The organism is Kitasatospora sp. NPDC036993 (genome assembly GCF_055607525.1).
This window is the reverse complement of the sequence record NZ_JBVJRP010000009.1, coordinates 190,485-207,807: the sequence shown is the minus strand read 5'-3', so window position 1 is coordinate 207,807 and position 17,323 is coordinate 190,485. Positions and strand designations below refer to the sequence as shown.

Genomic DNA, 17,323 nt, shown 5'->3' with positions numbered 1-17,323 from the left:
GCGGTTCGGTTACCTCCCCGGGACGGACGAATATCCCCCCGGGCCTGTGATGCTGGTCACGCGCCGGGCCCCGAGGCGCCCGCGAGCATCCGCCGGAGCAGGTCGCGCAGGGCGGTCCGCTCGGCCGGGTCGAGCGCGGCCAGTGGTTCGCGGGCGAAGTTCAGCGACTCGCGCAGTTCCGTGGAGGCGGCCGAGCCGGTGTCGGTGGCCGCGACCAGCTTGACCCTGCGGTCCTGCCGGTCGGCCTCGCGGGTGACGAAGCCGCGGGATTCGAGCCGGTCGACGATGCCGGTGATGTTGGACGGCTCGCAGCTGAGCGTCTGGGCGATCTGGCGCATCGGCATCGGCCCGCGCCGCAGCAGGGCGAGCACCTTGGCCTGGGCGCCGGTGAGCGAGCGCGCGGCGGCGGCGTCCTCGTACTCGCGGTGGAACAGCGCGACCAGGTTGGCCATCAGGTCGACGACCTCGCGGGTGATCTCGTCGGGCTGCGACGTGGCGTCCTGGATCGGCTCGGTGTCCATGGATCGAAGTCTACCTGAAAAGTTGACAAGGTGAACCTTTCATGTCCATCGTTACTTAAGTTGCTCAACCTTTCATGTGTCGAGCCGCACCCGAACCGCATCGCATCCGCACCGCACCGCACCCGAACCGCAAGGAGCGCCCGATGGCAGAGCAGACCGTCCCCGTGACCGCCCGCGAATGGCACCTCGCCGCCCGCCCCCAGGGCTGGCCGGTGCCGGCCGACTTCGCCCTGGTCGAGGCCCCGGTCCTGGCCCCGGGCCCGGGCGAGATCCTGGTCCGCAACGCCTACCTCTCGGTGGACCCGTACATGCGCGGCCGGATGAACGACGTGAAGTCGTACGCCCCGCCGTTCCAGCTGGGCCGGGCCATGGACGGCGGCGCCGTCGGCTACGTCGTCGCCTCCGGGGCCGAGGGCTTCGCCCCGGGCGACGCGGTGCTGCACGGGCTCGGCTGGCGCGAGTACGCGACCCTGGACGCCGGGCACGCGGTCAGGGTCGACCCGGCCGCGGCCCCGCTCTCCGCCTACCTCGGCGTGCTCGGCATGCCGGGCCTGACCGCCTACGCCGGACTGCTGGCCGTCGGCGGCCTCAAGGAGGGCGACCGGGTCTTCGTCTCCGGCGCGGCCGGCGCGGTCGGCTCCCTGGTCGGCCAGATCGCCAGGCTCAAGGGCGCCTCGCTGGTGGTCGGTTCGGCCGGCTCGGCGGAGAAGGTGGCCAAGCTGGTGGACGAGTACGGCTTCGACGCGGCCTTCAACTACAAGGACGCCCCGGTCGCCCAGCAGCTCGCCGAGGCCGCCCCGGAGGGCATCGACCTCTACTTCGACAACGTCGGCGGCGACCACCTGGAGGCCGCGATCGGAGCGCTGGACGTGCACGGCCGCGCGGTGCTCTGCGGCGCGATCGCCCAGTACAACGACACCACCGCGCCCGCCGCCCCGCGCAACCTCGCGCTCGCCATCGGCAAGCGGCTGCGCCTGGAGGGCATGCTGGTCCGCGACCACGCCGCGCTGCAGCCGCAGTTCGTCGCCGAGGTGGCCGGCTGGCTGACGTCCGGTGAACTGCGCACCGAGGAGACCGTGGTGGACGGTTTCGAGAACGCCGCCGAGGCCTTCCTCGACCTGCTGCGCGGCGTCAACACCGGCAAGATGGTCGTCCGCCTGGGCGACTGACGCCACGTCAGGAACGCCCACAGGAACGCCGACCGCCCCGCCGCCCCGACCGGGCGGCGGGGCGGTCCGTCGTCGGCGGTCCGGGGTCGGGTGCGGGGGTCCGGGGCGCACTACCGCATTCCGGCCCGATCCGAAAGTGCGTCATCCGCGCTGTGGCGACGCGCGGTACGGTGGTTCCGCCAGGCGATGGGGCCGTTCGGGGGAGAGATCCGGCCGAGGGGTGGACCTCGTTGAGGATTCGACTAGCATTGAGCGAAAGCCTGTCCGTTTTGCTCAATTTAGTAGCTTAATGTCGGCTAACGTGGGTAACTGCGGATCAACTGTAGGCACGAGGCAGCTGGGGAAGGCGACCCTCGTCCACAGCCTGGAGGTCCCGGTGACGACACGTGGAGTTCTGTACATCCACTCCGCGCCCCGCGCGCTGTGCCCGCACGTCGAGTGGGCCGTCGCGGGGGTGCTCGGTGTACGGGTGAGCCTGGACTGGATCCGCCAGCCGGCCGCACCCGGGCACTGGCGTGCCGAGCTCTCCTGGCAGGGGGAGCCCGGTACGGCTTCGAAGCTCGCCTCCGCGCTGCGCGGCTGGCAGCTGATGCGGTACGAGGTGACCAGCGAGCCCTGCGCCACGGCGGAGGGGGAGCGGTACAGCAGCACGCCCTCGCTCGGCATCTTCCACGCCGTCACCGGCATCCACGGAGACATCCTGATCCCCGAGGACCGGCTGCGCGCCGTCCTGCTGCGCGCCCGCAGCGAGGGGGCCGACCTGGAGGCCGAGATCGCCAGGCTGCTCGGCAAGCCCTGGGACGACGAGCTGGAGCCCTTCCGGTACGCGGGCGAGGGCGCTCCGGTGCGCTGGCTGCACCAGGTGGTCTGAGGCCGGCCCGGAGAAGTCCGACGGGCACCACGAAGGGGCCGGCGCTCGCGGAGAGCGCCGGCCCCTTCGTGCTGGGCGTCAGCGGCTGCGGAAGGCCAGCACCACGTTGTGGCCGCCGAAGCCGAACGAGTTGTTCAGCGCCGCGATCCGGCCCTCGGGCAGCGGGCGGGCCACGTCGCGGACGATGTCCGCCTCCACGTCGTCGTCCAGCTCGTCCACGTTGATGGTCGGCGGGGCGATCCGGTGGTGCAGGGCCAGCACGGTGGCGACGGTCTCGATGCCGCCGGCGCCGCCCAGCAGGTGGCCGGTCATCGACTTGGTGGCCGAGATGGCGATGTGGTCGAGGTCGTCGCCCAGCTCCTTGCGCAGCGCCTTCAGCTCGGCGGTGTCGCCCTGCGGGGTCGAGGTGGCGTGCGCGTTGACGTGCACGATCTCGGCCTTGTCCAGGTCGTTGCGCTCGAACAGGTCGGCCAGCGCGCGGGCCACGCCGGCGCCGGTCGGCTCGGGCTGGGCGATGTGGTGGGCGTCCGAGGACAGGCCCTGGCCCACGGCCTCGCAGTAGATCCGGGCACCGCGCGCCTCGGCGTGCTCGATCGACTCCAGCACGACCACGCCGGCGCCCTCGCCCAGCACGAAGCCGTCGCGGCCCTTGTCGTACGGCCGGGAGGCGCGCTGGGGGTCGTCGTTGTTCTTGGACATCGCCATCATGTTGGCGAACGCGGCGATCGGCAGCGGGTGGATCGCGGCCTCGGTGCCGCCGGCCACCACGACGTCGGCGCGGCCGGTGCGGATCATCTCGATCGCGTAGCCGATCGCCTCGGCGCCGGAGGCACAGGCGGAGACGGGGGTGTGCACGCCGGCGCGGGCGCCGACCTCCAGACCGACGTTGGCCGCAGGGGAGTTGGGCATCAGCATCGGGACGGTGTGCGGGGAGACCTTGCGGGCGCCCTTCGCCTTCAGCACGTCGTACTGGTCGAGCAGGGTGGTCACGCCCCCGATGCCGGAGGCGATGACGGCGCCCAGGCGCTCGGGGACGAGCTTGGAGGACTCGTCGGTGGCGGGGGTCTCGTAGCCGGCGTCGGCCCAGGCCTCGCGGGCGGCGATCAGCGCGAACTGCGCCGAGCGGTCCAGCTTGCGGGCCAGCGGGCGGGGCAGGATCTCGCCGGGCTCGACGGCGGTCTTCGCGGCGATCCTCACCGGCAGTTCCTCGGCCCACTCCTCGGTCAGGGCCGCCACGCCGGACTTGCCTGCGACCAGGTTCTCCCAGGTGCTGGCGGCGTCGGCGCCCAGCGGCGTGAAGGCGCCGATACCCGTGACGACCACGGTGCGGATTTCAGCGGTCACTGGTTTCTTCTTCTCTCACGTGTGCGGGGGTCGGCGGCGTGCCGAGGATGGGCCCGGCCGGGCGCCCCCGGGGTGGGGACGCCCGGCCGGCGGGTCGGCCTGACTCGACCGAGCCCGGCCGACCGGTCAGCCTTCGCCGGCGTACGGGACGCCGGACGGGCTGGCCGGGTCGAACGATTCGATCGCTCAGGCGTTGGCGAGGATGTAGTCCACCGCGTCGCCGACGGTCTTCAGGTTCTTGACCTCGTCGTCCGGGATCTTGACGTCGAAGCGCTCCTCGGCGGCCACGACGACCTCGACCATGGACAGCGAGTCGACGTCCAGGTCATCGGTGAAGGACTTGTCGAGCGCGACGTCCTCGGTCGGGATACCGGCGATCTCGTTGACGATCTCGGCGAGACCTTCCAGGACCTCGTCCTTGGTAGCCATACTGGCTGCTCCTCTTCGGTGTTGAACGCACCCGGCCGATCGGCCGGGCACAGGCTTGTGGATGTGGGCGAAAGCGCCTAGGGGAGAGTAACGACTGCTGCGGCGTAGACGAGACCCGCCCCGAACCCGATGATCAGGGCCAGGTCTCCGCTGTGGGCCTCACCGCTCTCCAGCATGCGCTCCATCGCCAGCGGGATGGAGGCCGCGGAGGTGTTGCCGGTCTCGGCGATGTCGCGGGCGACGGGCACCGACTCCGGCAGCTTGAGCGCCTTGATCATGGCATCCGTGATGCGCATGTTCGCCTGGTGGGGGATGAAGGCACCGAGCTGGTCGGCGGTGATCCCGGCGGCGTCCAGCGCCTGCTGGGCCACCTTGGCCATCTCCCAGACCGCCCAGCGGAAGACCGGCTGGCCGTCCATCCGCAGGGCCGGCCACCTGGTCTCCTCGCCCGCGCCGTTGATCGCGTCGGACTTGGCGAAGGCGGTGTCCCAGGCCTCGGTCTGGGTGATCAGGTCGGCCTGCGAGCCGTCCGAACCCCAGATCAGCTTGCCGATGCCGGGCGTGTCGGACGGACCGACGACCGCGGCGCCGGCGCCGTCGCCGAAGATGAAGGCGGTGGAGCGGTCCGACTGGTCGGTCAGGTCGCTGAGCCGCTCGACGCCGATGACCAGCACGTACTCGGCGTTGCCGCCGCGGATCATGCCGTCGGCCAGGCCGAGGCCGTAGCCGAAGCCGGCGCAGGCGGCCGAGATGTCGAAGGCCGGGGCGGTGCCGCAGCCGAGCCGCTCGGAGATCTCGGTGGCGATCGCGGGGGTCTGCTTGAGGTGCGAGACGGTCGAGACGATCACACCGCCGATCTGCGCGGCGGAGATCCCGGCCTGGGCGATGGCCTTGCCGGCGGCCTGGAGGGACATCTCGGCGACGGACTCGTCCGGGCCGGCCCAGCGGCGCTCGGCGATCCCGCTGCGGGTGCGGATCCACTCGTCCGACGAGTCGATCCACTCCAGGACCTCGGAGTTGGGGATCACCCGGACCGGGCGGTAGCCGCCGACGCCGAGGATGCGCGAGTACTGCGCGCCGCTCACCGGACGGATCTGGGGCTTGGTCATGCCTGGGTCTCCTGCTCCTGACCGCCGTGCTCCGCGACGAGCTCGCGGGCCCGGTCCAGGTCGGCGGGGGTCTTGAGGGCGAGCGTGGCCACACCCTTGAGGTTGCGCTTGAGCAGTCCGGTGAGGGTGCCCGCCGGGGACAGCTCGATCACGGCCGTCGCGCCCAGCCGCCCGAGGGTCTCCATGCAGAGGTCCCAGCGGACCGGGTTGGAGACCTGCGACACCAGGCGCGCGAGCACCTCGGCACCGGAGTCCACCACCGCGCCGTCCTTGTTGGAGACGTAGCGGACCTGCGGGTCGGCCGCCGTCAGGGTCGGGGCCAGCCTGGCCAGCCGCTCGACACCGGGGGCCATGTGCTCGGTGTGGAAGGCACCGGCCACCTTGAGGGCGATCAGCTTGGCGCGGGTCGGCGGGTCCGCCTTCAGCGCCTCCAGCTGGGCCAGCGTACCGGCGGCGACGATCTGGCCGCCGCCGTTGTTGTTGGCCGGGGTCAGGCCGTGTTCGGCCAGCTTCGCCGCGACCTCCTCCGGCTCGCCGCCGAGCACGGCGAGCATGCCGGTCTCGGTGACGGCGGCGGCCTCGGCCATGGCCCGGCCGCGCTCACGGACGAAGGTCAGCGCGTCGTGGGCGGTGAGCACCCCGGCGCCGGCGGCGGCGGTGATCTCACCGACGCTGTGGCCGGCCACGGCGCCGACCACCTTGCGGGCGAGGTCCTCGTCCGGGAACAGCTCCCGGGCGGTCATCAGGCCGGCCGCGACCAGCAGCGGCTGGGCGACGGCGGTGTCCTTGATGTCCTCGGCGGACGCCTCGGTGCCGGCGTGCACCAGGTCGAGACCGGCGACGTCCGACCAGCCGCTCAGGCGGTCGGCGACACCGTCGAGTTCCAACCAGGGGCTGAGGAAACCGGGGGACTGGGCACCCTGTCCAGGGGCGACGATTACGAGCACGGTTCAACCCTCTCTCGCCAGGCACCCAGGGGCGGGTAGGCGACGGTAACGAAGAAAACCATCCGGGATTGTATGGTCCCTACACTCCGGCTCAGCCGGGCTCGCTGTCGGCGTCCAGCCGGCCGAGGGCCAGGGCGATCCGCAGAGTGAACGCGGAACGTACATCGGAGGGGGCGTACCCCGTCACATCAGTCACACGTCGTAGCCGGTAGCGCACCGTGTTGGGATGGACGAAGAGCATCCTGGCCGCTCCCTCCAGCGAGGATGCCTGCTCCAGGTAGACGCTCAGCGTCTCCAGCAGGGCGGAGCCGGCCTCGTCCAGCGGTGTGTAGATCTCCTCCACCAGCTGACGGCGCGCGGCCTGGTCACCGGCCAGCGCCCGCTCCGGCAGCAGATCGTCGGCCAGCACCGGGCGGGGGGCGTCCGGCCAGGCGGCGCAGGCCCGCAGGCCCGCCGCGGCGGCGTGCGCCGAGCGGGTCGCGGAGAGCAGGTCGGGCACCGTCGGGCCGACCACCACGGGGCCCGGCGCGAACTGGCCGATCAGCGCCCGGGCCGCCTGCACCGGCTCCTTCTCGCCGCCGACCACGACCACCAGGCGCTTGCCCAGCACCCCGGTCAGCACGTGCAGCTTGGCGTACCTGGCGGCCCGGCGGATCGCCTCCACCACCAGCTCGCTGTCGCCGTCCGGCGCGCTGCCCATCACCACCCGGATCTGGCTGGGCTGGCCCCAGCCGAGCGCCGCGGCGCGCGAGAGCACGCCCTCGTCGGCGTCGCCGGACAGCAGCGAGTTGACCACCAGCGCCTCCAGCCGGGCGTCCCAGGCGCCGCGTGCCTCGGCCGCCTGGGCGTACACCTGGGCGGTCGCGAAGGCGATCTCCCGGGCGTAGACCAGCACCGACTCGCGCATGTCCGCCTCGTCGCCGGGGGCGGCCACCTCCTCGATGGCCTCCTCCATCACCTCGATCGTGGTGCGGATCAGCTCGACGGTCTGGCGCAGGGTGATCGCCCTGGTCAGCTCGCGCGGGGCGGTGCCGAAGACGTCGGTGGAGATCGCCTTCGCGGCCTCGGGGTGGCGGTACCACTCGGTGAAGGCGGCGATGCCGGCCTGGGCGACCAGGCCGATCCAGGACCGGTGCTCCGGCGGCATCCGCCGGTACCAGCCGAGCTGGTCGTCCATCCGCGAGATCGCGGCGGTGGCCAGCTTGCCCGAGGACTTCTCCAGCCGCTTGAGCGTCGCGGCCCGGCGCTCGGCGCGCTCGGCGACGTTTCTGCGCTCCTGCGCGGTCAGGCGGGGCGCCGCGCGGCCGGGGCGGTCGCGGCCCGACCGGGAGGCCGGGCTCTTCCCGGCGGCTGCGGGGCTGGGACTGGGGTCGCTCTTGGAGTTCGCGGAAGCGGCTGACACAAGGACAAGACTGCCTCACGCGAGTGACTGCTCGCGCACACCCCCCGGCGGAGCGGCGCGGTGGCAAGGATCACACCCGGGGCCCACCCACTACGGTGGGGGCGTGACCGAAGCCGCCGACCGCCCCCGTGCCGACCTGCGCCGCACCGCCGAGCGCTACCGCTCCGCCCCGGCCGAGGGCATCGAGACCCGGCACGCGTTCTCCTTCGCGGGCCACTACGACCCGAAGAACACCCACTTCGGCGCGCTGCTCGCGTGCAACGAGGAACTCCTCGCCCCCGGCGCGGGGTTCGACGAGCACAAGCACCGGGACACCGAGATCCTCACCTGGGTGCTGGAGGGCGCGCTGGCCCACCGGGACTCCCACGGCCACGGCGGGGTGGTCCGCCCCGGGATGGTCCAGTACCTGAGCGCCGGTTCCGGCGTCACCCACACCGAACGCAACGTCGGCGGCGCCACCGGGCCGGTGCGCTTCGTCCAGATGTGGCTCCAGCCGGACGAGTTCGACGCGCCCCCCGCGTACGGCCTGCGCAAGGTGGAACCGGCGGACGGCGGGTTGACGCTGCTCGCCTCCGGGCTGGAGCGCGACGCCGGGACGGACGCCCTGCGGCTGCGCCGCGGCGCCGCCGCGCTCTGGCTGGCCACCGCGGGGCCGTGGCAGCCGCTGCCGCAGCTGCCCGCGGCGCCCTGGCGGTACGCGCACCTGACGGCCGGCTCGCTGGGCTACCGGACGATCCCGGGGCCCAAGGGCGGCGGCCGCTCGATGGCCCCGGGCGACAGCGTGCGGATCACCGGGGAGGCCTTCGCCGACCCCACCGCGGGCGAGGCCGGCGCCGAACTCCTGCTCTGGGAGATGCACTCGCCGGTCTCGTACGGCTAGCCGTACGGTCCGGTCAGCCGCGCAGCTCGGCGAGCACCGCGTCCGAGAAGGCCGGCCAGGCCTCGATCGCCCAGGGCCCGAAGTCCCGGTCGGTGAGCACGACGCAGGCCGCGCCGGCCTGAGGGTCGACCCACAGGAAGGTGCCGGACTGGCCGAAGTGCCCGAAGGTACCCGGGGAGTTGGCGGTGCCGGTCCAGTGCGGGCTCTTGCCGTCGCGGATCTCGAAGCCGAGGCCCCAGTCGTTCGGGCGGTGGTGGCCGTAGCCGGGCAGCACGCCGCCGGTGCCGGGGAAGGCGACCTCGCGGGTGGCCTGCCGGACGGTGGACGGGTCCAGCAGCTTGGGCGCCTGCAACTCGGCGGCGAACCGGGTGAGGTCGGCGAGGGTGGACAGGCCGCCCGCGCCGGCCGGGGACCTGTGCGCGGTGTTGATCAGGGTGTCGGTCATGCCCAGCGGCTCGAAGACCGCCTCGGCGGCGTAGCGGGAGAACTCGATCCCGGCGGCCTCGGACAGCGCCCGCGCCAGCGCGTCGAAGCCCGCGTTGGAGTACAGCCGGCGCTTGCCGGGCTCGGCGAACACCCGGTCCTCGTCGAAGCCCAGGCCCGAGGTGTGTGCGAGCAGGTGGCGCACGGTCGCCCCGGGCGGCCCGGCCGGGTCGTCCAGCTCGAACACGCCCTCCTCGACGGCGACCAGCGCCGCGTAGGAGGTGAGCGGCTTGGTCACCGAGGCCAGCGGGAACAGGTGCTGCTGCGGCCCGTGCGTGCCCAGCACCGCGCCGTCCGCCCGGACCACCGCCGCCGCGGCGTGGGGCACCGGCCAGTTCTCGATCATCCGCAGGCTCTCCATGGGGTCCGACTGTAGTCGCCGGGAAACGCCCCACGGGAAGGTGGTGGTGGAGCCACCCGGATGACGGGCTTGCTTGGAGTGCACTCAAACTAGGTAGCGTCGTCCGTGTCGCCGAGGACAGGGCACCGAGGACAGGGCGCCGAGGACGAGGCCGCCGAGCACAGGGCGGCCGAGGACAGGGGAGACGAGCGATGACCGCACCCGCACGCATCGAGACGGACCTGCGCAGCTGCTCCGAGGTGTTCAGCCGCCCGACCGGCGACCCGGACCGGACGCCGAGGCACACCATCAGCGAGGTCGCCGCGGCGAGCGGGCTGACCGCCCACACCCTGCGCTGGTACGAGCGGATCGGCCTGCTGGACCCGGTCGGCCGGGCGTCGGGCGGACAGCGCCGCTACCGCGACGCCGATCTGCACCGGCTGGCCTTCCTGGGCCGGCTGCGGCTGACCGGCATGTCGGTGGCGGACATGCTCAGGTACGTGGACATGGCCCGGCAGGGCGAGCAGACGTACCCGGCGCGCCAGCGGCTCCTGGAGGCCCAGCGCGAGGAGGTCCGGCAGCGGATCGTCGACCTCCAGGCCACCCTCGCCGTCCTCGACCACAAGATCGACCTGTACGCCGGGAAGGCCGCCGGCATCGCCGGCACCCCGGCCGGACAGCAGGACCACCCCGTGGACAACCGTGTAGAGGAAGAGCAGAGCGCATGACTCAGACCGTCCTTCCCACCGTCGAACTCGGCACCGGCGGCCCGCTCGTGGGCACCCAGGGCCTCGGCTGCATGGGCATGAGCGAGTTCTACGGCCCCACCGACTCCGGCGAGGCACTCGCCACCCTGGACGCCGCCCTGGAGGCCGGCGTCACCCTCTTCGACACCGCCGACATGTACGGTTCCGGCCACAACGAGGAGCTGATCGGCCCGTTCGTCCGGGCCCACCGGGACGAGGTGGTGCTGGCCACCAAGTTCGCCATCATGCGCTCGGCGGAGGACGAGTCCGTCCGCGGCATCAGCAACGACCCGGCGTACATCCGGACCGCGGTGGACGCCTCGCTGCGCCGCCTCGGCGTGGACGTGATCGACCTGTACTACATGCACCGCCGCGACCCGGCGGTGCCGCTGGCCGACTCGGTCGGCGCCATGGCCGAGCTGGTCGAGGCGGGCAAGGTGCGCCACCTCGGCCTGTCCGAGGTGACCGGGGCGGAGCTGCGCGAGGCGCACGCCGTCCACCCGATCGCCGCGCTCCAGTCCGAGTGGTCGGTGTTCGCCCGCGACGTCGAGCGCACGGCGGTGCCGGCCGCGGCGGAGCTGGGCGTCGCCTTCGTGCCGTACTCGCCGCTCGGCCGGGGCTTCCTGACCGGCGCCTTCCAGGACGCCAAGGAGCTCTCGGCGGACGACTACCGCCGGAACCACCCGCGCTACAGCGGTGACAACGCGGCTTTCAACGGCGAACTGCTCGCCCCGCTGCGGGAGATCGCGTCGGCCCGCGGCGTGACGCTCGCCCAGGTCGCCCTGGCCTGGGTGCACGGGCAGGCCGAGGTGCACGGGCTGGCCGTCGTGCCGATCCCGGGCACCCGCAAGCGCGGCAGGCTCGCCGAGAACACCGCGGCGGCGACGCTGCGGCTGACCGCCGAGGAGCTGGCGCTGCTGGAGCCGGTGGCCGGCCGGGTCGCGGGGAACCGCTACGCGGACATGAGCTCCACCTCGGCGGCGCGCGAGTAGCGGGCACCGACGGCTGGGGGAGAGCGGGTGAGCCCTCCCCGGGCCGTCGCGGGCTCAGACCGTACGGCCCAACCAGGCGGCCAGCTCGGTCTGGGCGTCGGCGTCCTCGGGGGCCGGGCGGGCGTCACCGAACGGGGCGCCGGGCGGGCGCTGTCCGGCCGGCATCACGGACCGGGCGACGGCCAGCGCGGCCCGCGCCAGGTCGTCGTCCAGGGCGAAGCCGTTGCCGAGGGCGGTGGCGATGTCCCAGGAGTGGGTCGCCACCTCCATCAGGTAGCCGCCGACCGCCGCCGCGCCGGGCACCTCGCCCCAGGGGGCGACGGCCGGGCGGCCGAGCCTGGCGTCGTCCGCCCAGGCGGCGGTCACCCGGGCGCGGGCCCGGCCCAGCGCGGCCGGCCAGCCCTCGTCGGACGGGTCCTCGATGCCGGCCAGGACGTCCTGGGCGCGGCCGCCCTCACCCATGTACGCGAACCGGTGGATGCCGCCGACCACGTGGTCCAGCAGCTGACGCAGCGTGAACTCGGTGCACGGGGTGGGCCGGTCGAGGTCGGCCGGGGTGATCGTGGCGAACAGCTTCTCCAACTGGTCGAGCGCGGTCAGGTACTGCGGGCGGGCATCCTGGACGGCGGACATCTGTGCTCGACTCCTCGGTGGCGGACGGCTTTTCCGGCTCGGAGCGCAATCTTCCGGTAAAACCTGACAACCGCCGTCAGGATTACTGGGATTCTTGGACCATGAAGGCCGACCGCCTGCTCTCGATCCTGCTGCTGCTCCAGACCCGCGGCCGGGTGCCCGCCACCGAACTCGCCGCGCGGCTGGAGGTGTCCGTCCGCACCGTCTACCGCGACGTGGAGGCGCTCTCCACCGCGGGGGTGCCGGTGTTCACCGAGCGCGGCCGGCACGGCGGCATCAGCCTGCTGCCGGGCTACCGCACCGACGTGACCGGGCTGACGGCGGACGAGGCCAGGGCGCTGTTCGTGCTCTCCGCCCAGGGCGCGCACAGCGACCTCGGGCTGGACGGCGCGCTCGGTTCGGCGCTGCGCAAGGTGATGGCGGCGCTGCCGGCCCCGCACCGCCCGGCGGCCGAGCGGATCAGCGAGCGGATCCTGGTCGACCCGGCCCGCTGGATGCAGGCCCCGGCCGGCCCGGTGGCCGGCCCCGACCTCGGAGAGCTCCAGTACGCCGTCTTCGCCGACCGGCGGCTGCGGCTGCGCTACCGGCACGGCGGCGCGCCCGCGCCGGTGGACTACACCGTCGACCCGTACGGGCTGGTGAGCAAGGCCGCGGTCTGGTACCTGGTGGCCGACCTGCACGGCGAGCCGCGGCTGTTCAGGGCCGACCGGGTGCTGGTCGCCGAGACCGCGGAGGAGCCGGTGCGGCGCCGGACCGGGATCGGGCTCGGCGACGTCTGGGCGGTGCTGCGCGAGCAGGTGGAGCGGCTGCCTGTGGACCTGCCGGTGCGGGCGCGGGTGCGGCGCGCCAGGCTGGACATGTTCCTGCGCATCCACGGCGGCCGGGTCACCGCCCCGCTGCCGGAGGTGGGTGCCGGGCCGGCCGAGGAGTGGGTCGAGGTGGCGATGGCGTTCCCGGCGCCGGCGGCCGTCCGCGCGTTGCTGACCTTCGGCGCGGACGTCGAGGTACTGGCCCCGCCGGCCGCCCGGCGCGAGCTGGCCAGGGCGGCGGCGGACGCCCTGCGGCTGTACCAGGACGAGCTCTCCTAGGGCGCTCGCAGGGGAACCGCCCTGCGGCGTGCGGGACTTCAGGAGCCGGGGCTGGTCCGGATCACGGCCTGGTAGCGGCCGAGCGAGATCGCCGCGAAGTTGCGCAGGCTGTCGGTGCCCTCGGTGAAGTAGCCGTTGTGGCCGGCCGCGCGTGCCGAGGAGATCTGCTCGGAGCCGAAGCCGCTCGCGGCCGGGTCGGCGCCGTGGCCGAGCCCGCCGACTTCCAGGAACGGCACGTTGCCGATCCAGTCGCTGGGGTTGCGGGTCGCCCAGACGTGCACGCCGGTGCCCAGTTCGGTGGTGTCCTGCACGCCCATGCCGGGGCTGCCGAAGACCACCAGGTCGGTGATGCCCGAGGTGTCGGACGGTGAGGCGGCCGCGCGGGGGATCTCGGGGGCGGCGGTGCCGCAGACCACCGAGCCGTAGGAGTGGCAGAGCAGCGACGGCGGCGCGTCCGGCCTGGTGGTCTCCCTGAGCCCGGCGAGCAGCCGCTCCAGCCGGGGCGCGGCGACGTCGGCGAGCCGGGAGGTGGCCGCGTCGGGGCCGAGGCCGGAGGGGGTGACGTAGCCGGTCCAGGAGATCACGGCCGTCCGGGTGCCGGGCGCCTGGCGCCGTTCCTCGGCGAAGAGGGCGCGGGCCATGCCGGCCGGGGAGCGCAGCGGTTCGGCCGTCTGGTCGTGGTGGCCGAGGTCGGCGTCCGAGCCGGGGACGAGTACGGAGATCCGCTCGGCGTCGGCGAGGTCGCCCCAGACCTCGGTGACCAGGCCGCGGCCGCGCGGGTCGAAGGCCAGGATCTGCCGGCCGGGGGCGAGCAGGTTCTCGGCGTCGTTGGCGCGGGAGACGGCCAGCGCGCGGGTGTCGGAGTCCAGGTCGCGGTCGGCGGCGCGTGCCCTGGCCCGGTCGCGCTCGGCGGCCAGGGCGATCCGGTTGGCGCGGTAGCGCAGGTCCGGCGGGGCGCCGTCGTAGTTGCCGACGACCAGCGGGTACTCCTGGATCAGCCGGTCCAGCTCGGTGGGCGCGAGCGAGGCGAAGAACTGCGCGGCGGCGGCCGGGGTGGTGGTGGCCGGGTCGGGCAGCGAGCGGTCGAAGGAGTGGTCCTCGACCCAGGCGGCGCTGCCGGCCGGAGGCGTGGAGATCGCCAGCTGTTCGGAGGAGACCGCGGCCGCGGCGGCGGAGGCTCCGGCGTCGGCGAGCACCGCGCAGCCGGCGAACGCCCCGATCAGTACCCGCTTCCAGCGCCGACGGTTGCGCACCGCACCAACTCCCTTGGGGCCCGTCACCGTTTCACGGGCGGTGCCCGGAGGGTGCGATAGCTCTGCTGACTTCCCTGCGCAAGCCTAGGGGGACCGACGGGGTGACGGGAACGCCTAAACTGTGGGATGGATCACATGAACCGCGGGTGTCCTTCCGGCGTCCCTGAGCGGCCGGTTCGGCGGCCCTATCCGGAGTTCCGGGCGTCGAATTCGCGGACCAGGCGCTTCGGCGCCGTCCGCCGCCAGGCCTCGGTGACCAGGTCGCTCAGTTCGTCCCGGTCCACCGGTCCGAGTCGGACGCTCACCCAGCCGTGCCGGCCGACGTACGGGGCGGAGGAGAACACCTCGGGCTCGGCGGCGAGCAGTTCGGCCTGGTCCTCGGGGGAGGCCTTGACGGTGACGCGGTCCCCGTCGGGAGCGCCCATCGCGAAGATCCGGCCGCGGACCCGCAGCGTCTCGATGTCCCAGGTCGGCTCCTGGGCGGCCTCCGGCAGGGCCAGCGCCATCGCGCGGAACTCGTCGAACGTCACCATGGCGGCAGGGTAGGGCAGGGCACCGACATCGCGCGCCCCGGGGCGCAACGGCCGAGGGGCGCGGACCGACCGGTCCGCGCCCCCTACGTGCCGTGGACGACGGCGCGCGTCACACCACGCCCAGCGCGTACGCCGCGAACAGTGCCGCCGCGGCCCCGGCCACCGCCTTGCCACCCCGGGACAAGGACGTCCACGGCCCGTCGAAGCGGCGGGTGAACCAGCCGATCGCCACCAGCGCGGCACCGAACAGCGGCAGCAGCGCCAGCCGGGCGGCCACCCAGCCGAGCGAGTCCGGCGAGGTGGTCAGCCCGGGGACGGCGCCCAGGCCGGCCGCTCCCGGCACCGCGACCGCGAGCATCGCGCTCTGGTGCCAGCAGAAGATCGTCATCGCCGACAGGTTGACCAGCACGACCGGCAGCCAGAGCAGCGGGCGGCGGCTCAGCAGCCGGCCCAGCCGCTCCCGCAGCAGCACCGCGGCACCGCACTGGAACGCCGCCAGGGCGAGCACCAGCAGGGACGGCGGGTGCGAGTTGGTCCGCGCCGCCCCGGGCACGCCGACCATGCTGGCCGGGTAGTGGAAGACCAGCAGCAGGGCGGCGAACACCGCGCCGCCGCCGAGCAGCAGCACCCGGGCCGCCGGGCGGCCGAGCCGGCCCTGCGCCCAGAGCACGCCCAGCTGGTAGCCGAACAGCCAGCCCGGCAGGATGTTCAGCAGGGCGACCCAGGACGGCACCGCCCCGGCCCACGGCCCGTACCGCAGCAGGTCGACGGCGGCGACCGCGAGCGCCGGCAGGCCCGCCGACCAGCCGCCCAGCCGGCGCCCGGCGGCCACGCAGAGCGGGGTGAGCGCGGTCAGCCCCAGGTAGATCCCGATGTACCAGAGCGGCTGCACCACCAGCGTGGAGCCGGTGCGCAGGGTGTCCGCGGGGACGCCGAGCGCGGGCAGCAGCGGGACCAGCGCCGCCCAGACGGCCGCCACCCCGAGTACCGGGCGCAGCAGCCGGACGGTACGGGCCCGCAGCCAGCCGCCGAAGGTGACCCCCTTGGCCCTGGCCCGCTCCAGCGAGCTGACCGAGGAGTGGCCGCCGACCAGGAAGAACACCCCGAGCATCTGGAGCACCCAGCTGAGCGGGGCGAAGAAGCCGAGGGTGGCGAGCGGGCTGGCGTTGTGCAGGGCGCCGTCGGGGGAGAGGGTCAGGCCGCCGAGCATCCAGTGGCCGACCGGCACGGAGAGCAGGGCGAGGGCGCGCAGCCCGTCCAGGGCGCGGTCGCGGGTGGCGGGGGTCCTGGCGTCGACCTGGTGGGCGGCGCGGCGCAGGGAGGTGAGGGGGCTGGCCATGGTGGTGCTCCTTCCGGTGCGGGAGGTCAGGCGGCGCGGCCGAGGGCGACGGCGGCGTAGGCGGCGAGCGAGGCGGTGCCGGGGGCGAAGTAGCCGTTGTGGCCGTGGGATCCGGTGGCGGGCAGCGGGCGGGCGCCGAAGCCGGGGGCGGTCGGGTCGGCGCCGTGGCCGAGGCCGAACAGCCGGACGTTGGGCACGTCGCCGATCCAGTCGGAGCCGTTGCGGGCGGTGGCCCAGAGCGGGACGTCCGGGTCGAGGTCGGCGACCGAGCCGATGCCCATGCCGGGCGAGCCGAGCACCACGACGCCGGATGCCTGGGCGGGGGTGGGGCGGGCCAGGCCGCAGACCACCGAGCCGTAGCTGTGGCAGAACAGTGTGGGCGGGGCCTGCGGGCGGGTGCTGACGGCGAGTCCGTCGAGCAGCCGGGTGAGCCGGGGGGCGCCGGCCTCGGCCAGGTCCTCGGTGGCGGCGTCCGGGCCGAGGCCGAGCGGGGTGGTGTAGCCGGCCCAGGCGATCACGGCGGTCTGCCGGCCGGTGGCGTCCAGGAGCGCGCGGGCCATGCCGGCGGGGGTGCCGTACGGGTCGGAGGCGCGGTCGAAGCGGAGCAGGTCGATGTCCGAGCCGGGGACGATCACGGCGGTGCGGCGGGCGGTGGCGAGGTCTCCGTAGACCTCGGCGACCTGGCCGCGGCCGCGCGGGTCGAAGGCGAGGATCCGCCGGCCGCCGTCCAGCAGGGCGCGGTAGCGCTCGGCGCGCTCGCGGGCGGTCTCGTGGTCCTGCGGGGTGAGGGCGGGGTCGGCGGCCCGGGCGAGTTCGCGGGCGCGTTCGGCGGCGAGCGCCAGGGCGTTGGCCCGGTACCTGAGGACGACCGGGGCGCCGTCCAGGTTGCCGACCACCAGCGGGTGCCGGGCGGCCAGCGCGTCCTGCTGTGCCGGGCCCAGCCCGGCGAAGAACGCCGCGACGTGGGCGGGGGTGGTGGCGGCGGGGTCGGGCGGCCGCAGGCCGAGCGAGGTGTCGGCCGTCCAGGCGGCGCTGCCGGGCGGCGGGCCGGTGACGGGGGTCTGGGTGTCGGCGGCCCAGCCGCCCGCGCCGAGTACGGCCGCCAGCGCCACCGCGGTGGCGGCGAGCGCCCTCCTGGCCCGAAACCTGCGCATGTCCCTGCCCTCCCTTGTCCGTTCGGCAGCCGACTCGGTTCGGCTTCCGACGGAGAGGAAGGTAGGAATGCGACGGCCCCGCGGACGTCA

At 74.1% G+C, this 17,323-nt stretch carries 18 protein-coding genes; 6 read left to right on the top strand and 12 right to left on the bottom strand.

From position 1 onward, the window contains the following. Positions 1–56 precede the first annotated feature (56 nt). Entirely contained in the window at positions 57–521 is a 465-nt protein-coding gene (locus ACZ7C5_RS20815) for a MarR family winged helix-turn-helix transcriptional regulator (protein WP_188296476.1), read from the bottom strand. 143 nt (positions 522–664) lie between these two features. Here ACZ7C5_RS20815 and ACZ7C5_RS20810 point away from each other — a divergent pair, with 143 nt between their 5' ends. Then, a complete protein-coding gene (locus ACZ7C5_RS20810) occupies positions 665–1,690 on the top strand; it encodes an NADP-dependent oxidoreductase (protein WP_401078213.1) in 1,026 nt (341 codons plus the stop codon). Between the two features lie 376 nt (positions 1,691–2,066). Beyond that, positions 2,067–2,561 (top strand): DUF3145 domain-containing protein, encoded by a 495-nt coding sequence (locus ACZ7C5_RS20805; RefSeq protein ID WP_188296478.1) that lies wholly within the window; start codon positions 2,067–2,069, stop codon positions 2,559–2,561. Between the two features lie 78 nt (positions 2,562–2,639). Here ACZ7C5_RS20805 and fabF read toward each other — a convergent pair whose 3' ends face one another. From fabF to ACZ7C5_RS20780, 5 genes are all read right to left on the bottom strand, one after another. Continuing rightward, on the bottom strand, positions 2,640–3,905 hold the full coding sequence (gene fabF, locus ACZ7C5_RS20800; RefSeq protein WP_188296479.1) for a beta-ketoacyl-ACP synthase II: 1,266 nt from the start codon (positions 3,903–3,905) through the stop codon (positions 2,640–2,642). A 186-nt stretch (positions 3,906–4,091) separates the two neighbouring features. Beyond that, positions 4,092–4,334 carry an acyl carrier protein gene (locus ACZ7C5_RS20795; RefSeq protein ID WP_401078217.1) on the bottom strand — a complete coding sequence of 81 codons (243 nt, stop codon included), beginning with the start codon at positions 4,332–4,334 and terminating at the stop codon, positions 4,092–4,094. Between the two features lie 77 nt (positions 4,335–4,411). After that, entirely contained in the window at positions 4,412–5,443 is a 1,032-nt protein-coding gene (locus tag ACZ7C5_RS20790) for a beta-ketoacyl-ACP synthase III (protein WP_188296481.1), read from the bottom strand. Continuing rightward, positions 5,440–6,390, bottom strand: coding sequence for an ACP S-malonyltransferase (locus ACZ7C5_RS20785; protein WP_188296482.1), 951 nt, complete (start codon positions 6,388–6,390; stop codon positions 5,440–5,442). The genes ACZ7C5_RS20790 and ACZ7C5_RS20785 overlap by 4 nt, the downstream gene beginning before the upstream one ends. Before the next feature lie 91 nt (positions 6,391–6,481). Further along, positions 6,482–7,678 carry a PucR family transcriptional regulator gene (locus ACZ7C5_RS20780; RefSeq protein ID WP_188296505.1) on the bottom strand — a complete coding sequence of 399 codons (1,197 nt, stop codon included), beginning with the start codon at positions 7,676–7,678 and terminating at the stop codon, positions 6,482–6,484. A 217-nt stretch (positions 7,679–7,895) separates the two neighbouring features. Between ACZ7C5_RS20780 and ACZ7C5_RS20775 the strand changes: the two genes are divergently transcribed. Then, complete coding sequence (locus ACZ7C5_RS20775; protein WP_470323180.1) at positions 7,896–8,672, top strand: pirin family protein; 777 nt, start codon at positions 7,896–7,898, stop codon at positions 8,670–8,672. Between the two features lie 13 nt (positions 8,673–8,685). Here ACZ7C5_RS20775 and ACZ7C5_RS20770 read toward each other — a convergent pair whose 3' ends face one another. Beyond that, complete coding sequence (locus ACZ7C5_RS20770) at positions 8,686–9,516, bottom strand: serine hydrolase domain-containing protein (RefSeq protein WP_470323179.1); 831 nt, start codon at positions 9,514–9,516, stop codon at positions 8,686–8,688. Positions 9,517–9,707: 191 nt separating this feature from the next. On the opposite strand from ACZ7C5_RS20770, the gene ACZ7C5_RS20765 reads away from it, so the two are divergent. Both ACZ7C5_RS20765 and ACZ7C5_RS20760 read left to right on the top strand, forming a co-directional pair. Next, positions 9,708–10,223, top strand: coding sequence for a MerR family transcriptional regulator (locus ACZ7C5_RS20765; protein ID WP_401078227.1), 516 nt, complete (start codon positions 9,708–9,710; stop codon positions 10,221–10,223). Further along, positions 10,220–11,233: an aldo/keto reductase gene (locus ACZ7C5_RS20760; protein ID WP_401078230.1), complete on the top strand. Its 1,014-nt coding sequence runs from the start codon at positions 10,220–10,222 to the stop codon at positions 11,231–11,233. The genes ACZ7C5_RS20765 and ACZ7C5_RS20760 overlap by 4 nt, the downstream gene beginning before the upstream one ends. Positions 11,234–11,287: 54 nt before the next feature. Here the strand turns inward: ACZ7C5_RS20760 and ACZ7C5_RS20755 are convergent, their stop codons facing one another. Further along, on the bottom strand, positions 11,288–11,866 hold the full coding sequence (locus tag ACZ7C5_RS20755; RefSeq protein WP_401078232.1) for a TIGR03086 family metal-binding protein: 579 nt from the start codon (positions 11,864–11,866) through the stop codon (positions 11,288–11,290). Between the two features lie 101 nt (positions 11,867–11,967). On the opposite strand from ACZ7C5_RS20755, the gene ACZ7C5_RS20750 reads away from it, so the two are divergent. Continuing rightward, positions 11,968–12,954: a helix-turn-helix transcriptional regulator gene (locus ACZ7C5_RS20750; RefSeq protein ID WP_401078235.1), complete on the top strand. Its 987-nt coding sequence runs from the start codon at positions 11,968–11,970 to the stop codon at positions 12,952–12,954. A gap of 38 nt (positions 12,955–12,992) precedes the next feature. On the opposite strand, the gene ACZ7C5_RS20745 is transcribed toward ACZ7C5_RS20750, so the two are convergent. The 4 genes from ACZ7C5_RS20745 to ACZ7C5_RS20730 form a co-directional block, all read right to left on the bottom strand. Continuing rightward, entirely contained in the window at positions 12,993–14,207 is a 1,215-nt protein-coding gene (locus tag ACZ7C5_RS20745; protein WP_317620048.1) for an alpha/beta hydrolase, read from the bottom strand. Positions 14,208–14,392: 185 nt separating this feature from the next. Then, positions 14,393–14,740 carry an MmcQ/YjbR family DNA-binding protein gene (locus ACZ7C5_RS20740; protein ID WP_188296490.1) on the bottom strand — a complete coding sequence of 116 codons (348 nt, stop codon included), beginning with the start codon at positions 14,738–14,740 and terminating at the stop codon, positions 14,393–14,395. Positions 14,741–14,849: 109 nt separating this feature from the next. Further along, positions 14,850–16,079 (bottom strand): acyltransferase family protein, encoded by a 1,230-nt coding sequence (locus tag ACZ7C5_RS20735; protein ID WP_470323178.1) that lies wholly within the window; start codon positions 16,077–16,079, stop codon positions 14,850–14,852. 26 nt (positions 16,080–16,105) lie between these two features. Continuing rightward, positions 16,106–17,233, bottom strand: coding sequence for an alpha/beta hydrolase (locus ACZ7C5_RS20730; protein WP_470323177.1), 1,128 nt, complete (start codon positions 17,231–17,233; stop codon positions 16,106–16,108). Positions 17,234–17,323: the final 90 nt, after the last annotated feature.

Bases quoted from the DNA above. Each gene is read 5' to 3' on its own strand.
- ACZ7C5_RS20810 (WP_401078213.1), top strand. From the start codon at position 665: ATGGCAGAGCAGACCGTCCCCGTGACCGCCCGCGAATGGCACCTCGCC.
- ACZ7C5_RS20730 (WP_470323177.1), bottom strand. From the start codon at position 17,233: ATGCGCAGGTTTCGGGCCAGGAGGGCGCTCGCCGCCACCGCGGTGGCG.
- ACZ7C5_RS20815 (WP_188296476.1), bottom strand. From the start codon at position 521: ATGGACACCGAGCCGATCCAGGACGCCACGTCGCAGCCCGACGAGATC.
- ACZ7C5_RS20740 (WP_188296490.1), bottom strand. From the start codon at position 14,740: ATGGTGACGTTCGACGAGTTCCGCGCGATGGCGCTGGCCCTGCCGGAG.
- ACZ7C5_RS20760 (WP_401078230.1), top strand. From the start codon at position 10,220: ATGACTCAGACCGTCCTTCCCACCGTCGAACTCGGCACCGGCGGCCCG.
- ACZ7C5_RS20735 (WP_470323178.1), bottom strand. From the start codon at position 16,079: ATGGCCAGCCCCCTCACCTCCCTGCGCCGCGCCGCCCACCAGGTCGAC.
- ACZ7C5_RS20755 (WP_401078232.1), bottom strand. From the start codon at position 11,866: ATGTCCGCCGTCCAGGATGCCCGCCCGCAGTACCTGACCGCGCTCGAC.
- ACZ7C5_RS20770 (WP_470323179.1), bottom strand. From the start codon at position 9,516: ATGGAGAGCCTGCGGATGATCGAGAACTGGCCGGTGCCCCACGCCGCG.
- ACZ7C5_RS20765 (WP_401078227.1), top strand. From the start codon at position 9,708: ATGACCGCACCCGCACGCATCGAGACGGACCTGCGCAGCTGCTCCGAG.
- ACZ7C5_RS20795 (WP_401078217.1), bottom strand. From the start codon at position 4,334: ATGGCTACCAAGGACGAGGTCCTGGAAGGTCTCGCCGAGATCGTCAAC.
- ACZ7C5_RS20750 (WP_401078235.1), top strand. From the start codon at position 11,968: ATGAAGGCCGACCGCCTGCTCTCGATCCTGCTGCTGCTCCAGACCCGC.
- ACZ7C5_RS20790 (WP_188296481.1), bottom strand. From the start codon at position 5,443: ATGACCAAGCCCCAGATCCGTCCGGTGAGCGGCGCGCAGTACTCGCGC.